The sequence below is a fragment of the Massilia yuzhufengensis genome, from assembly GCF_900112225.1.
GTDB lineage: Bacteria > Pseudomonadota > Gammaproteobacteria > Burkholderiales > Burkholderiaceae_D > Telluria > Telluria yuzhufengensis.
On record NZ_FOLD01000017.1, the window covers coordinates 12259 to 27706 of the forward strand.

At 65.2% G+C, this 15448-nt stretch carries 13 protein-coding genes; 11 read left to right on the forward strand and 2 right to left on the reverse strand.

Features of this window, described 5'->3' with window-relative positions:
- Positions 1–175 precede the first annotated feature (175 nt).
- The 4 genes from BM031_RS14630 to BM031_RS14645 all read left to right on the forward strand — a co-directional run bounded on the left by BM031_RS14630 (position 176) and on the right by BM031_RS14645 (position 6801).
- Positions 176–1246, forward strand: a complete 1071-nt coding sequence (locus BM031_RS14630; protein WP_091875306.1) for a WD40/YVTN/BNR-like repeat-containing protein — start codon at positions 176–178, stop codon at positions 1244–1246.
- Entirely contained in the window at positions 1243–3693 is a 2451-nt protein-coding gene (locus tag BM031_RS14635; RefSeq protein ID WP_091875307.1) for an efflux RND transporter permease subunit, read from the forward strand. Before BM031_RS14630 ends, BM031_RS14635 begins: the two co-directional genes overlap by 4 nt.
- 101 nt (positions 3694–3794) lie before the next feature.
- Complete coding sequence (locus tag BM031_RS14640) at positions 3795–5408, forward strand: DUF1302 domain-containing protein (protein ID WP_218147601.1); 1614 nt, start codon at positions 3795–3797, stop codon at positions 5406–5408.
- A gap of 13 nt (positions 5409–5421) precedes the next feature.
- Positions 5422–6801, forward strand: coding sequence for a DUF1329 domain-containing protein (locus BM031_RS14645; RefSeq protein WP_091875309.1), 1380 nt, complete (start codon positions 5422–5424; stop codon positions 6799–6801).
- Here BM031_RS14645 and BM031_RS14650 read toward each other — a convergent pair.
- Positions 6764–7321 carry a MarR family winged helix-turn-helix transcriptional regulator gene (locus BM031_RS14650; RefSeq protein WP_229408905.1) on the reverse strand — a complete coding sequence of 186 codons (558 nt, stop codon included), beginning with the start codon at positions 7319–7321 and terminating at the stop codon, positions 6764–6766. The genes BM031_RS14645 and BM031_RS14650 overlap by 38 nt on opposite strands.
- A gap of 86 nt (positions 7322–7407) precedes the next feature.
- Here BM031_RS14650 and BM031_RS14655 point away from each other — a divergent pair, with 86 nt between their 5' ends.
- Genes BM031_RS14655 through BM031_RS14675 form a run of 5 tightly spaced genes read left to right on the forward strand, consistent with a single transcriptional unit; the run spans position 7408 to position 11749 of the window.
- Positions 7408–8451: an aromatic ring-hydroxylating dioxygenase subunit alpha gene (locus BM031_RS14655; RefSeq protein WP_091875311.1), complete on the forward strand. Its 1044-nt coding sequence runs from the start codon at positions 7408–7410 to the stop codon at positions 8449–8451.
- Positions 8448–9401 carry a PDR/VanB family oxidoreductase gene (locus BM031_RS14660; RefSeq protein ID WP_091875312.1) on the forward strand — a complete coding sequence of 318 codons (954 nt, stop codon included), beginning with the start codon at positions 8448–8450 and terminating at the stop codon, positions 9399–9401. Before BM031_RS14655 ends, BM031_RS14660 begins: the two co-directional genes overlap by 4 nt.
- The gene (locus BM031_RS14665) at positions 9401–10108 is read left to right on the forward strand and encodes an alpha/beta fold hydrolase (RefSeq protein WP_091875313.1); all 708 of its coding nucleotides are present in this window, start codon (positions 9401–9403) and stop codon (positions 10106–10108) included. The genes BM031_RS14660 and BM031_RS14665 overlap by 1 nt, the downstream gene beginning before the upstream one ends.
- Positions 10095–10514 (forward strand): nuclear transport factor 2 family protein, encoded by a 420-nt coding sequence (locus BM031_RS14670; RefSeq protein WP_218147602.1) that lies wholly within the window; start codon positions 10095–10097, stop codon positions 10512–10514. The genes BM031_RS14665 and BM031_RS14670 overlap by 14 nt, the downstream gene beginning before the upstream one ends.
- 8 nt (positions 10515–10522) lie before the next feature.
- Entirely contained in the window at positions 10523–11749 is a 1227-nt protein-coding gene (locus tag BM031_RS14675) for a gallate dioxygenase (RefSeq protein ID WP_091875314.1), read from the forward strand.
- A 6-nt stretch (positions 11750–11755) separates the two neighbouring features.
- Here BM031_RS14675 and BM031_RS14680 read toward each other — a convergent pair whose 3' ends face one another.
- Positions 11756–12793, reverse strand: a complete 1038-nt coding sequence (locus BM031_RS14680) for a fumarylacetoacetate hydrolase family protein (RefSeq protein ID WP_229408907.1) — start codon at positions 12791–12793, stop codon at positions 11756–11758.
- 248 nt (positions 12794–13041) lie between these two features.
- Here BM031_RS14680 and BM031_RS14685 point away from each other — a divergent pair, with 248 nt between their 5' ends.
- On the forward strand, positions 13042–14181 hold the full coding sequence (locus BM031_RS14685) for an amidohydrolase family protein (RefSeq protein ID WP_091875315.1): 1140 nt from the start codon (positions 13042–13044) through the stop codon (positions 14179–14181).
- Between the two features lie 88 nt (positions 14182–14269).
- The gene (locus tag BM031_RS14690) at positions 14270–15430 is read left to right on the forward strand and encodes an alpha/beta hydrolase family protein (protein ID WP_091875316.1); all 1161 of its coding nucleotides are present in this window, start codon (positions 14270–14272) and stop codon (positions 15428–15430) included.
- Positions 15431–15448 lie beyond the last annotated feature (18 nt).

Below are 15448 nucleotides of genomic sequence, written 5' to 3' on the forward strand. Positions count from 1 at the left end.
CACGACGAAGCCGCAACAAGAAGGAGACCCCGCCCATGCATTCCCGCGATTAAACGCAGCATCTACTTCGTGCCCGCTCCATGTCGGGCGCTTCCAGTCTGAACCCTTCCGGATCGGCGCCCATCGGCGGCGCCAGGGGAGAGTTTTGCCTTCAAACCTCTGCAGGAACCGTGGAATGAACCTGAATGTTTCAAGCTTGTACTCCAAGGCTGCGCTGTTGACGGCACTGCTGCCGGCAAGCGTCGCCGCTGCACCCGAAGCGACCGTGCTGGCGCGCCCTGCACTGAAGGCCGAGCGGCTGCACAGCCGCACTTTCCTGGCGCTGGCCAGCGCCGGCCAGCGGCTGGTTGCCGTGGGCGAACGCGGCCTGGTCGCGCTGTCCGATGACGGTGGCACCAGCTGGCGCCAGGCCGTCACCCCGGTCAGCACGACCCTGACCAGCATCAGTTTCGTCGACGCGCGCCTGGGCTGGGCGGCAGGACACGCCGGCACGATCCTGCACACTGCCGACGGTGGCGCGACCTGGGCCTTGCAGGTGGACGGTCGCGGGATCGCGCGGCAGGTGCAGGCTTCGGTGTCGGACCAGGACGCGCGCATGGCAGCCGTGGCCGCGCAACTGGTCGCCGATGGTCCGGACAAGCCCTTCCTCGACATACAGTTCAGCGACGCGCGCCATGGCGTGGCGGTGGGGGCCTACGGGCTGGCGGTAACAACAGCCGACGGCGGCCGCAGCTGGCAGTCGTTCATGCACCAGGTACCGAATCCCAAAGGCCTGCATCTGTACGCCGTGCGGATGGTGGGCGACACGGTCTGGCTGGCCGGTGAACAGGGCTACTTCGCCCGCTCCGCCGGCGCCGGCCAGGACTTCCGGCGCATCGAGACGCCTTATCGCGGCAGCTATTTCGCGCTGGCGCCAAGCGGCAATGGGGTAGTCGTCGCGGGACTGAAGGGCAATGCCTTCCAGGTCAGCCAGGACGGAACCAGCTTCACCCGCATCGAAGGCGCGCCGCCGGTTTCCTTTAGCGGCGTGACCAGGCTGCGCGACGGCAGGTTCGCATTCACTAACCAGGCCGGCCAGGTGCTGTTGGCGCCGCATGCGGGCGCCCCGCTGGCGATGCTGTCCGCAGGCCCACGTGCTCCGTTGAGCGCAGTCACCGAGTCGGCCGACGGCCGCCTGGTGCTCGCCGGCGCCGCAGGCCTCGAGCGCATGGCGCCGGACGGCGCGAAGAGCGGAGGTCGGCCATGAGCGTCACGCCGTCGGCTTCCCGCCAGGACCCGATTCCCGACCTGGAACACTTCGACCGCCAGTCCGGCTCCTGGGCCGAACGGCTCCTGTTCAACCACCGCGCCGTCGTCGTGGCGCTGTGCGTGGCCTTGAGCGCGCTGCTGGCCTGGACGGCCATGGGACTCAGGCTAAACGCAAGCTTCGAGGACATGATCCCGAAGAGCCATCCCTACATCGCCAACTACCTGAAGAACAAGCAGGACCTGGCCGGCCTGGGCAACGCGGTGCGGATTGCGGTCGCCGCCAAAAACGGCAGCATCTACGATCCGGCCTATCTCGACACGCTGCAGCGCGTCAGCGACGAAGTGTTCCTGCTGCCGGGCGTCGACCGCGCCGCGATGAAGTCGCTGTGGACACCCTCCACGCGCTGGGTCGGCGTGACCGAGGACGGCATGGATGGCGGTCCGGTGATCCCGAACGAATACGACGGCTCGCCCGCCAGCATCGAGCAGGTGCGCATGAACGTGCAGCGCTCGGGCCAGGTCGGCCAGCTGGTGGCCCATGACGGCAAGTCCAGCATCATCTATGTGTCGCTGCTGGCCGCCGATCCGGAAACCGGCAAGGCGCTGGACTATGCCGTCTTTTCCGAACGGCTGGACGGGATCCGCGCGCGCTACCAGGCGCAGAACGTCGACATCCACATCGTCGGCTTCGCCAAGGTGGTCGGCGACCTGATCGAAGGCATCCGCCTGATCCTGCTGTTTTTCGCGGTGGCCATCCTGATCGCCACGGCCATGCTGTACTGGTACACCCGCTGCGTGCGCAGCACCCTGCTGGTGGTGCTGTGCTCCTGCGTGGCGGTGGTGTGGCAACTCGGCCTGCTGCCGCTGCTCGGCTATTCGCTCGATCCCTATTCGGTGCTGGTGCCTTTCCTGGTGTTCGCCATCGGCATGAGCCACGGGGCGCAGAAGATGAACGGCATCATGCAGGACGTGGCCCGCGGCGCGCACCGCATCATCGCCGCGCGCTTTACCTTCCGCAGGCTGTTTTTGGCCGGGCTCACGGCCCTGCTGTGCGACGCGGTTGGCTTTGCGGTGTTGACGATCATCGACATCAAGGTGATCCAGGACCTGGCGGTGGTGGCCAGCATCGGCGTCGCGGCGCTGATCTTCACCAACCTGATCCTGCTGCCCATCCTGCTGTCGTATATCGGCGTCGGGGCCAAGGCGGCCCAGCGCAGCCTGGGCCATGGCGGGGAGGGCAGCGACGGCGCACTGTGGCGCCTGCTCGGCAAGTTCGCCGAGCGCCGCTGGGCCGCGCCGACGGTGGTGATCGCCGTGCTGATGGGCGTGGCGGGCTATGCCGCCAGCCTGCACCTGAAGATCGGCGATCTCGACCCCGGCGCTCCGGAACTGCGTGCCGATTCCCGCTACAACCGCGACAACGCGTACGTGGTCGGCCACTACGCGGCCAGCAGCGACGTGTTCGCCGTCATGGTGCGTACGCCGGAAGGGCAGTGCGCCGCCTATGACACCCTGATGCGGGTCGATGCGCTGGAGTGGCGCCTGGCGCAACTGCCAGGGGTCGACTCGACCAATACGCTGGCCTTGCTGAACCGGCGCGTCATCACCGGACTCAGCGAGGGCAACCTGAAATGGTACGAGCTGCTGCAGAACCAGAGCTCGCTGAATATGGTCACGGCCGGTGCCCCGCGCGGCCTGTACAACGACTCCTGCAACCTCTTGAGCATGTACGTCTACCTGCGCGACCACAAGGCCGACACGCTCACGCGCGTGGTGGAGGAGGTTGAACGCTTTGCCGCCGCCAATAACACGGCCGACGTCCAGTTCCAGCTGGCGGCCGGTAACGCCGGCATCGAGGCCGCTACCAATATCGTGGTGAAGGATGCCAGCCGGGCCATGCTGTATTGGGTCTACGGCGCTGTGGTGCTGCTGTGCCTGGTCACCTTCCGCTCCTGGCGTGCGGTGCTGTGCGCAGTGCTGCCGCTGGTGCTCACCTCGATCCTGTGCGAAGCCCTGATGGTCGCGCTGGACATCGGCGTCAAGGTGGCGACCCTGCCGGTGATCGCCCTGGGGGTGGGCATCGGCATCGACTACGCGCTGTACGTGATGAGCATCATGCTGGCCCGGCTGCGCGCCGGCGACAGCCTCGACCAGGCCTACCGCGAGGCGCTGCACTTCACGGGCAAGGTGGTGCTGCTGACCGGCGTGACGCTGGCGGTCGGCGTGTTCACCTGGGTCCTGTCACCCATCAAGTTCCAGGCCGATATGGGCCTGCTGCTGGCGTTCATGTTCCTCTGGAACATGGTAGGCGCACTGGTGTTGCTGCCGGCACTGGCCCGCTACCTCTTGCCGGAAGCGCGGCAGGCAAAGGGGGCATCAGCCCCCGCGACGCCGGACGATGCGGCCGCCGTCGGCGTCGCGCCTGTCCTCATTAATCCTCAATAGCAGCACCCACACCCACCAATAACAAGGGAGACACCATGCATCCATCCAGGCCGACACCAGGCAAATCCGGGCCGCCGCGGCGCTCAGCCATCGCAGGGGCCGTGCTCGCCGTCCTCGCCGGCGCAGCTGCATCGGCAGTGCAGGCGGCGCCGGTCGAGACCGACAACCCGGATCTGCGGATCCGCTTCGACAATACGGTCAAGTACAGCCAGGCCTACCGGCTGGAGAAAGCCTCGCCCGGCCTGGCCAGCTGCGCGATCTGCCTGAACCAGAATGACGGTGACAACAATTTCGGCAAAGGCATGGTCTCGAACCGCATCGACCTGCTCAGCGAGTTCGACGTCACTTACCAGAACGTCGGCCTGCGCGTCAGCGGCGCGGCCTGGTACGACGCGACATACCGCTCGTCCAACGACAACGACACCATCACTGCCAACCACGTGCCGCGCAACGAGTTCCCGGAGGTGACGCGCAAGCTGCTCGGGAAGAAAGCGGAGCTGCTGGATGCCTTCGTGTTCGGCAAGGCGAGCCTGGGCGACATGCAGGCCAGCTTCCGTCTCGGACGACATACCCTGCTGTGGGGCGAGAGCCTGTTCTACGGCGCCAACGGCATCGCCGGCGGCCAGGCGCCGATCGACCTGGTCAAGCTGCTCAGCGTGCCGAATGCGCAGTTCAAGGAAACCGCCATGCCGACCGGTAAGCTGTCCGGCCAGGTGCAGGTGAACGAAGACGTGTCGGTGGGCGCCTATTACCAGTACGACTGGCGCAAGACGAGGATGATGCCGGTAGGTGGCTACCTCTCGGCCTCCGACGCGATGGGCGACGGCGCGGAGCGCATCATTGCAGGCAATCCGGCGCTGCCGAATCCGCCGGCCTTCGCCGCGTTGCCCGAGCAGGAGCCGAAAGACGATGGCCAGTACGGCCTGCAGCTACGCATGCGAGCGCCAAGCATCGATACCGATTTCGGCTTCTATGCCACCCGCTACCACGCCACCACGCCCTCGAACATCTACAACACCCTGACCGGCTTCCCGCCCGCGCCGCGCCCCTCGACCTTCCAGTGGACCTACGCCGAAGGCATCCGCGCCTACGGCGCCAGCTTCGCCAAGGCGATCGGCGAGGTGTCGCTGAGCGGCGAAGTGTCGGTGCGACGCAATGCGCCGCTGTCCAGTTCCGGGCAGTCGATCCTCAGCAGCATTGGCGTCAACGTCGGCCTGAACAACAACAGCAAGCCGGGCTACGCGATCGGCGAAACCGCGCACGCGCAGCTGTCCTGGCTGGCCAGCCTGGGGCCGTCCTTCATCTCGCGCGAGGCCTCCTTCCTGGGCGAGATCGCGTGGAACCGCATTACCTCGGTCACCCGCAATGCCGGCATGCTCAACCCGAATGCGGACCGCTCGGCCACCGCCCTGCGCATGGTGTTCTCGCCCACTTACCGCCAGCTGTTCCCGGGCGTCGACCTCAGCGTGCCGGTCGGCGTAAGCCATACGCGCGGCCGCTCGGGCGCGCTGGGGCCGGGCTTCGGCGTGCATCGCGGCGGCGACATCAACCTGGGCGTCTCCGCGATCTACCTGAATGGCTGGACCCTGGCCGCCAATTACACCCACTTCTACGGGCCGGAAGGTCCGACCCTGGACGGCGCCAACAACGCGCAGTTCAAACAGGCCCTGCGCGACCGCGACTACCTGTCTCTGTCGATCCGCAACTCATTCTGACCAGGAGCACACCATGCACCACACCGATACGAAAAAAATCACGATGCGCCTGATGCCGGGATTCTGCCTGGCGATGGCATTCGGCGCTTATGGATTCGCCTATGCAGGCGTGACCGCCGACGAGGCGGCCCAGCTGAAAACCACCTTGACCCCGATGGGGGCGGAACGGGCCGGCAACAAGGAAGGGACCATTCCCGCCTGGACCGGCGGCCACGCCACGCCGCTCGCCGGCTTCAAGAACGGCGGCCGGCGCGGCGATCCCTTCGCCAGCGACAAACCGCTGTTCCAGATCACGGCCAAGAACATGGACCAGCATGCCGACAAGCTGACGGACGGCACCAAGGCGCTGCTGAAGAAGTACCCGAACAGCTACCGCGTCGACGTCTACACCACCCGTCGCACCGCGGCGGCGCCGCAGTGGGTGTATGACAACACCTTCAAGAACGCCACCAGCGCCAAACTCGACGGGGACACCGTGAGTGGCGCCTACGGCGGCATTCCCTTCCCGATTCCGAAAAGCGGCTGGGAGGTAATGTCCAACCACTTGCTGCACTGGCGCGGCGAGGCCTGGCAGCAGGATTTCCGCCAATACCTGACCACCTCCGACGGCAAGCGCGTGCTGTCCAGCGAAGGGCAGGGCACCTACCAGATGCCGTATTACTTCAAGGACGGTGCCGACAAGTTCAAGAACAACAACTACTGGATGCTGCGCCTGGTGACGGCGGCGCCCGCGATCCGTGCCGGCGAAGCGATCACCGGATCGGAAAACCTGGATCCGGACAAGAGCCAGGCCTGGGTCTACCTGACCGGTCAGCGGCGCACGCGCAAACTGCCGAACGCCTGCTGCGACACGCCAACGCCGGCCTCGGCCGGCGTGATGAGTTTTGACGAGATCGACGTCTGGGGCGGGCGTGGCGACCGCTTCGACTGGAAGATCGTCGGCAAGAAGGAGATGTACATCCCGTATAACGCCAACGGCCTGTTCACGCCGAAAAGCGACGCCGAGGTCTTCGGCCCCAATCACCTGAACCCGGACCACGTGCGCTGGGAATTGCACCGCGTGTGGGTGGTCGAGGCCACGCTCAAGCAGGGCAAACGCCACCAGGCGCCGCGCTCGCGCTACTACGTGGACGAAGACAGCTGGGTGGCGGTGCTGGGCGACCGCTGGGATGCCAAGGCCCAGCTGTGGAAGACCTTGTGGTCACACCCGGTCGTGATGCCGGACCTGCCGGCCACCACCCCGCCGCAGCAGTTCGGTTTCAATGACCTGATCACCGGCGCCTGGTACATGAGCGGCGTGGTGAATGAGAAGAACACCCACTACCGCATCATCGGCCGTCAGCCGGAGGCCAGTTTCACCGGCGACGCGCTGGCTGGAGAGGGCGTGCGCTAGCGGGATCCGGCTTGCAGGCCGTCCAGGCTATGCCTGGCACGGCCAGCGGCGCCCGGCTCTGCGCGTTGTTTTCCCGTACCAGCTTGGCCAGCAGTTCCATGAACCTGCGCTGCTCCGCCGGGCCCAGGGGTGCAAGCAGGCGCTCGCGCAGCCGCAAGGCGCCGGCTTGCATGGTTTCCAGCATCCGCGTGCCACCGGAGGTGATGTTCAGCGCACGCTGGCGCCGGTTATGCGCAATCACGTGACGCTCGAGCAGGCCTTTCTCTTCCAGCCGCGCGCACACGCTTGCCCCGGTAGAGGTATCGATCGCGGCCAAACCGGCCAGCGATACCTGGTCGATACCGGGGTGCAGGGCCAGCTGGCTGAGGATTGCATATTGCACTGGTGTCAGTTGGTCGCCCAGTTCGTCGTAGAAGATCGAGACCGAGATTTGCTGCGCGCGGCGCAGAAGGTGGCCCGGATGCTCGTCGATTGCGAGCATCTCGCGATGCTGCACGTCATATTGTTGATCAGTCGGCATGATTGGCAAGTGTGATGGTCTTTGTATTGAACATTCAGTGTACTGAATATGAATCCGATTCACCGCAAACAATGAAGGAAACAAGCATGTTCCCAAAAAACGCATGGTACGTCGCCTGCACCCCCGACGAAATCGCCGGCAAGCCCCTGGGCCGGCAGATTTGCGGCGAGAAGATCGTGTTCTACCGCGGTGAGCAAGGCAGGGTGGCGGCGGTCGAGGATTTCTGCCCGCACCGGGGCGCGCCGCTATCGCTGGGATTCGTCCGCGACGGCAAGCTGGTCTGTGGCTACCACGGCCTGGAGATGGGCTGCGAAGGCAAGACGATCAGCATGCCTGGCCAGCGCGTCCGCGGTTTCCCGTGTATCCGCAGCTATCCGGTCGAAGAGCGCTACGGCTTCATCTGGGTCTGGACCGGCGACGAGAAGCTGGCCGATCCGGCTGCGATCCACCATCTCGAATGGTCCGACAATCCGGAATGGGCGTATGGCGGGGGGCTGTATCACATCAACTGCGATTACCGCCTCATGGTCGACAACCTGATGGACCTCACCCATGAGACCTATGTCCATGCGTCGAGCATCGGACAAAGGGAAATCGACGAGGCGCCGGTGACGACCAGGGTCGAGGGCGAGCAGGTGGTGACCAGCCGCTTCATGGAAAACATCGGCGCACCGCCGTTCTGGCGCGCGGCATTGAGAGGCAACGGCCTGGCGGACGACGTGCCGGTGGACCGCTGGCAGATCTGCCGTTTCAATGCCCCGAGCCACGTGATGATCGAAGTCGGGGTGGCGCATGCGGGAAAGGGCGGCTACCACGCGGACCCGGCCCACAAGGTGTCGAGCATCGTGGTCGACTTCATCACGCCGGAGACCGAGACCTCGCACTGGTATTTCTGGGGCATGGCGCGCAAATTCAGGCCGGATGACGCCGAGCTGACCGGGATGATCCGCGAGGGGCAAGGGAAAATCTTCGGCGAAGACCGCGAAATGCTGGAGCTCCAGCAGCAGAACATCCTGCGCCATCCCGAGCGCAAGCTCCTGATGCTGAACATCGACGCCGGCGGCGTGCAGTCGCGCCGGATCATCGACCGCTGGCTCGCACTCGAGGGCGCAGCCCAGGGGGCGGCATGAGCACGATCGAGGTCCGCGTCGCGGCCAAGGTATGCGAGGCCGAGGGCATCTGCAGCTACGAACTGGTGCCCCTGGACGGGGCGCCATTGCCGCCATTCGACGCCGGCGCCCATATCGACGTACATGTCGGTAATGAGCACGTGCGCCAGTATTCGCTGTGCAATGCACCGCATGAGACGCACCGCTACCTGATCGGCGTCCTGCGCGACGCTGGCTCGCGCGGCGGCTCCCTTGCGATGCACGAGAAGGTAGATGCCGGCTCGGTACTGACCATCAGCGCGCCCAGGAACCACTTCCCCCTGGTCGATGCGGCGCGCACGCTCCTGATCGCCGGCGGCATCGGTGTTACGCCCATCCTGGCGATGGCGGAAGCGTTGGCGGCGAAAGGCGCCGCCTTCGAGATGCACTATTGCGTACGCTCGCCGGAACATGCGGCATTCCGCGAACGACTCGCGGCGTCCGGATTTTCCCGGCAGGTGCACTTCCATTACGACAGCGGCGACGCGGCGCAGAAGCTGGACCTTTCCGTCTTGCTGGCGGCGCCGTCGGACCAGCATTTGTATGTGTGCGGACCGTCAGGCTTCATCGGGTACGTGCTGGCATCGGCACGCGCACATGGCTGGCCTGATGCGCAGCTGCACGTCGAGTATTTCTCGGGCGCGGTCATCGACACCGCAGGCGACCGGCCTTTCGACGTGAAGCTCGCATCGAGCGGACAGGTCTTGAGGGTGCCGGCTGGGCGCACGGTCATCCAGGTGCTGGCGGAGCAGGGCATCGATGTGCCGTATTCATGCGAGGAAGGCGTCTGCGGAACCTGCCTGACCCGCGTGCTGGACGGCGTGCCGGATCACCGCGACCTGTACCTGACCGAAGAAGAGCAGGCCGCGAACGACCAGTTCACCCCTTGCTGTTCGCGTGCCAAGACCAGCCTGCTTGTACTGGACATCTGATGAAAACACTGATGCTGTTGTGCGGCCTGCTGTGTGACGAGGTCGTGTGGGAAGCCCAGGCCGAGGCGTTGCGGCGCGACTACGATGTGCGGATCCTCAAATTCGTGGAACAGGACTCGATGGAGGCGATGGCCGAGCATGTCCTGCGCAACGCGCCGCAGACGTTTGCGCTGGCGGGGCATTCGATGGGCGGACGGGTTGCGCTCGAAGTGCTGCGCCGTGCGGCGCCGCGCGTGGAGCGTGTGGCGCTGCTCGACACCGGATTCGAGGCCGCCGCGGCGGATGAAGCAGGCAGGCGCGGCGTCCTCGTCGACCAAGCCCTGCGAGAGGGCATCGACTCTGTCGCGGCTGCCTGGGGTCTCCCGATGCTGGCGCCGCGCCATCGCGGTGATCCGCTCCTGGTCCAGGCCGTGCTCGATATGGTGGGGCGCATGTCGGGCACGATCTACGCGGCGCAGACGCGTGCCTTGCTGGGCCGGCCGGATGCGACCGGCGTGTTGCAGAACCTCGACTGCCCGACGCTCATCCTGTGCGGCATGGAAGACGGCTGGAGTCCGCCGGAGCGCCATCGCCGGATGGCGGAACTGGCGCCGGGCTCCGTGCTGCGCCTGATCGCGCAATGTGGCCACATGTCGATGATGGAGCAGCCCGATGCGGTACTCGCCGCGCTCCGCGAATGGCTGGCGCTGGGTGATGACGATGCATGACGAATCGATCCGCCGTACCTGCGCCGATCTCGTTTCGCATTACGCCTACCTGAACGACGAGCGGCGCTTCGAGGAGCTGGCCGCGCTCTTCACGGACGATGCGGTGCTCTACCGGCCATCCGCGCCTGGCCAGGCCATTCGGGGACGCGAGGCGATCCTCGCGTCTTTCCGCAAGCGGGCGCCTGACACCATGACCTTTCATGTCTGCAGCGACATCCTCATCGATGTCCTGGACGCGGATCGTGCACAGGGCAGGTCGAGGATTTTGCTGTTGTCCGCCCCCAGGGCCTCGGACGGCACGGCGCCGCCGGCTGCAACGCCCATGCCAGGCGTGTTCAAGGACCTCTTTGCGTTGACGGAAGACGGATGGAAATTTGCCGAAAGGCGTGGATCGTTCTGGATATAGGAAACAATATGGCAACAATCATTGGCGGTATCGGCACCTCCCACGTCCCCACCATCGGCCTGGCCTACGACAAGAAGCGGCAAAACGACCCGGCCTGGGCGCCGCTGTTCGAAGGCTACCAGCCGGTGGCAAAGTGGCTGGAAGAGAAGCAGCCCGATGTCCTGGTCTTCTTCTACAACGACCATGCGAACAGCTTCTTCTTCGACTGCTATCCCACCTTTTCCATTGGCGTATCGCCGGAATTCGACATGGCCGACGAGGGCGCGGGCCGCCGTCCGCTACCCAGGATCAAGGGGCACGCGAAGCTGGCCGAACACGTCGCCAACCGCCTGGTCAACGAAGAATTCGACATGGCCGTGTTCCAGGACCGGCCGCTCGACCATGGCTGCAATTCGCCGCTGGGTTTGATGTGGCCGCACGAGCCTGACTGGCCGGGCGCGATCCTGCCGATCGCCATCAACGTTCTCCAGCACCCCCTACCGACAGCGGCGCGCTGCTACAAGCTTGGGCAGGCAGTGCGGCGCGCCATCGAGTCATTCCCTGACGACCTGAAGGTGGTCGTGGTTGGCACCGGTGGACTGTCGCACCAGATCCACGGCGAACGCACCGGCTTCAACGACACCGACTGGGATGAGGAATTCCTGGAGCTGTTCGTCGAGCGGCCGGAATTCCTGACCGGACTGACGCATGCGGAGCTGATCCGTCGTGGCGGTGCGGAAAGCGCTGAAGTGATCATGTGGATGGCCATGCGCGGCGCCCTGGCCGGCAAGATCCGCTGCCTGCACCAGAACCACTATCTGGCGACGACGACCAACATGGCGGTGGCGCTGTATGAGCAGGATGTCGCGGAGCCCTCTGCGCTGCCGCTGAGGCATTCGAATACCCAGCTGCTGGGTGTGGAGGATATCCCGGGCACGTATACGTTTGACATCGAACACAGCGTCAAGGCCCTGAAGCTGAACCGCTTCTTCTGGCGTCACCGGGAGCCGGCCTTCCGTGAACTGGTCGCCCGCGACCTGGAGGCGGCGTTCGGCGAATCGGACCTGATCGAGCAGGAAAAGGCACTGGTGCGCAGCCGGGACTGGCTCGGCCTGGTCCAGTATGGCGTGTCCTTCTTCGTGCTCGAAAAATTCGCACGTGTGCAGAAAATGTCGAACCTGCAGGTCTATGCGAGCATGCGCGGCGAGAGTCTGGAAGACTTCCTCGCCACGCGCAGGGTGCCGGAATCGGCCTGAGCGGCTTTACCTGACGGCGGCCTCGGCGACGCAGGGATTGCGCTGTTCGCCAAGGCCGGTAATCGACGCTTCCATCACGTCGCCGTCGCGCAGGAAGCGTTTGTAGTGGATGCCGTTACCGGCCGGCGAACCGGTGCAGATGACGTCGCCCGGCCACAATTGCACACGGCTCGAGATGTACTCGATCTGGCGAGCGATATCGAAGATCATGTCGGACGTGCTTTCATCCTGCATGACCTCGCCGTTGAGCTTGAGTACGATCTGCAGCTGCTGTGGATTGGCGACGAAAGCGGCCGGCACCAGGTAAGGGCCGAGCGGTAGGAAGGTAGGGGAGTTCTTGCTCGACACCCAGTCCGTGCCCATGGCCTTCGGCTCCTTGCACCAGATCAGGTCGCGGCTGGTGATGTCATTGGCGATCGTGTAGCCCGCGATGTAGTCCAGCGCGTCGTCGCGTCGCACATGGCGTGCGGGCTTGCCGATCACGACCGCCAGTTCCAGTTCCCAATCGGGTTCGCTGGCCAGTGCGGGCAGGATGACCGGGTCGTATGGGCCGGTCACTGCGGAGGGGACCTTGCTGAAGACGTAGGGTGAGCCCGTCGCCGCGCGCTCGCTCATCAAATTTTCAGCGTAAGCGCGTAGTTCGGCCGGCGTCATTCCCGCAGTCGCGGGCTGCGCGCCAGGACCCATGCTGACCAGCATATCCACGACGTGCTTGAAGTAGTTCGCGCCGGTGCAGAAGATCTGGCGTGGCAGCTCGACCGGGGCGTGCACCTTGAGGCCGGAGACCGGGGCCCAGTCGAGCGCGCCGGTCTGGTCGGCCAGCGCGAGCGCCTCGCACAATGCGCCGAAGTTGGTTTGCCAGTTCTGCAGCAGGGCAAACACCGATTCGCTGCCGCTCAGTTGCAGCCCCTTGGCCTCAGCTACTTTCTTCAGCGCCTGCAGGGCAATGACCTGATCACCCCGCACAAGTCCTGCGAAGACAGGGGAGCCGGCGGCCGAAAAGCTGCCGAGCTTGAAGCCGGCCTGGGTGTTCGTGTCCATCATACAGTTCTATCCTTTGTTGGTAGCGGCAAGCCGCCAGTATAGGGACGGCCTTTCCCGTTGACGAATGGTGAATTCCGCTAGCAGACCTCGGCAAAACCGATAGCTGCGGGGCGGCGCGACCCATCGGTTCGGCCGATGGGAGCGATCGGAAAAACGCATGCCGGCAGCGGGCATGGGCTCGGTAGAATCGCCTGGATTCAAGCCGCCCGCGGGGTGGCTCGCCAGTCCACTCACGATCAGGAGACCCCATGCTGTTTCACCGATGTACGCCGACCTGCCCTGGCGATTGTCCCGACAAGTCCCCGGTCCACGTGCAGGACGCGGCACGCCGCAAGGCCCGGACATTCACCGTCGACCTCCATTGCCACGCCTTCTTCCCGGAGGTTGAAAAGCTGGTTGCGGGACTGCCGCAGAAGCTGGCCGAGCCTGAGCTCATGCTCAAGGCGCTGGGCATGGAGACCGTCGACTACAACAACAGGGTGATGCTGCCGCAAGCCGGCCCGAAGCTGACCAATCTACAGCAGCGCCTGGGCGACATGGATGTCATGGGCGTCGACATGCAGCTGGTAAGCCCTACCTCGACCCAGCACTATTACTGGGCCGAGCCGGACCTGGCTGTCGAGGTGGTTCGCATCCAGAACGAGGCAATGGCTGAGTTGTGCGCGACGCATCCGGACCGCTTCCTCGGCCTGGGCACGCTGGCGCTGCAGCATCCGGTGCTCGCGATCGAACAGCTCGAGCACGCCGTGCGCAAGCTGGGCCTGCGCGGCGTGGAGATCTCGACGATGGTGGCCGGTAAGGAGCTGGCGGATCCGATGTTCGAGCGCTTCTGGGCCAAGGTGGAGGAACTCGGGTGCATCGTGTTCATCCATCCTTTCGGCACGACCCTGGGAGCCCGCCTCGACCGCCATTACCTGTCGAACGTGATCGGCCAGCCCCTCGAGACCACGATCGCGCTGTCCCACCTGATCTTCGGCGGCGTGCTGGACCGCTACCCGGGCGTGAAGATCCTGGCGGCCCATGGCGGCGGCTACCTGCCCGCGTACATCGGGCGCTCCAACCACGCCTGGCATGCGCGGCCGGACGCGCGCGGCTGCGCCAGGCCACCGGGCGACTACCTGCGCCAGATCTGGTTCGACAACCTCGTGTACGAACCGGAGGCGCTGCGTCACCTGATCCAGGAAGCCGGTATCGGCCAGGTCGTGACCGGTTCGGATTATCCCTTCGACATGGGCCAGTATGGCTTCTCGGACTTGCTGGACCTGGTGCCGGGGCTGTCGCAGGACGAGCATGAGCGTATCGCCTGGCGCAACGCCGAGCGCCTGCTCGGCCAGGGCTTGAAGCCCGCCGACTGGAAGGCGCCCGCCACGCATTCAGCCGACCGATAGCTTGTATCGGAATAATCCATTTTACGGATGGCCCGGGCCTCCATACAGTGGGATAGGCGTCATTTATTCACAAGTCATTCCACTACAAATGTTCAAATATTTTCCTACCAACTATCCCTGGAACCTGTCAGTCGATCTGGCCATCGAAATGGGCGCGCGCATCGGCGAGATCGAGGAAATGTGCGCCCCGCTGCAGGACGCGGCGAAGCAGCCGGATGCCGCCGGAACCCGGGCGTTTCGCGAGACCTGGTCGAACATGGCCGACAAACTGTGCAGTCTGGCGGAAGAGGACGAGGCGCGAGGCCGCCTCATCTCGGCCGGCGACAAGTACGGCCGCGCTGCCACCTACTACCTGAGCGCCGAGCGCCTGCAAGCCCATGGCGCGCCGGGCCGCATCGAGCTCTACAAGCGCTTCATCGAGGTATTCAACAAGGGCCTGAAGCTGGCGGGCGAGAACTGCGAGCGTGTCGAGATCCCGTACGGCGACGCGCATATCTCGGGCCTGTACGTGCGCGCCGAGGGTGTGACTGGTGCGGCGCCGATCCTGGTGCAGGTCAACGGACTCGATTCGACCAAGGAAATGAAGTACCGCGTCGGCCTGCCGCAATGGCTGGCCAGGCGCGGCGTGTCCTCGCTCGTCATCGACCAGCCGGGCACCGGCGAAGCGCTACGCCTGCACGGCATGCACGCGGTCTACGACAGCGAACGCTGGGCCAGCAAGGTGGTCGACTGGCTCGAGACCCGCGCGGATGTCGACCCGAAGCGCATCGGGCTGGAAGGCGTGTCGCTGGGCGGCTACTACTGCCCGCGCGCCGTGGCCTTCGAGCCGCGCTTTGCCATGGGCGTGGTCTGGGGCGCCAACCACGACTGGCGCGACGTGCAGAAGAAGCGCCTGGCCAAGGAGGGCAGCTTCCCGGTGCCGCACTACTGGGAACACGTGCGCTGGGTCTGGGGCGCCAAGGACCAGGAAGACTTCATGCGCATCGCCGAGAACGTCCACCTGGACGGCGTCCTGGACCGCATCAGGGTGCCGTTTCTGGTCACGCACGGCCAGAAGGACGCGCAGATTCCGCTGCACTGGGCCGAGCGCACCTATGAACAGCTGGTCAACAGCCCCAAGCGTGAGCTGAAAGTGTTCACCGAACGCGAAGGCGGCGTGCAGCATTCCAGCTTCGACAATTCCGCCAACGCGGGCGCCTACATCGCCGACTGGGTCGCCGAGGCCCTGGGCGGACGCACGGCAATCTGACCACATCGAGAAAGAGAA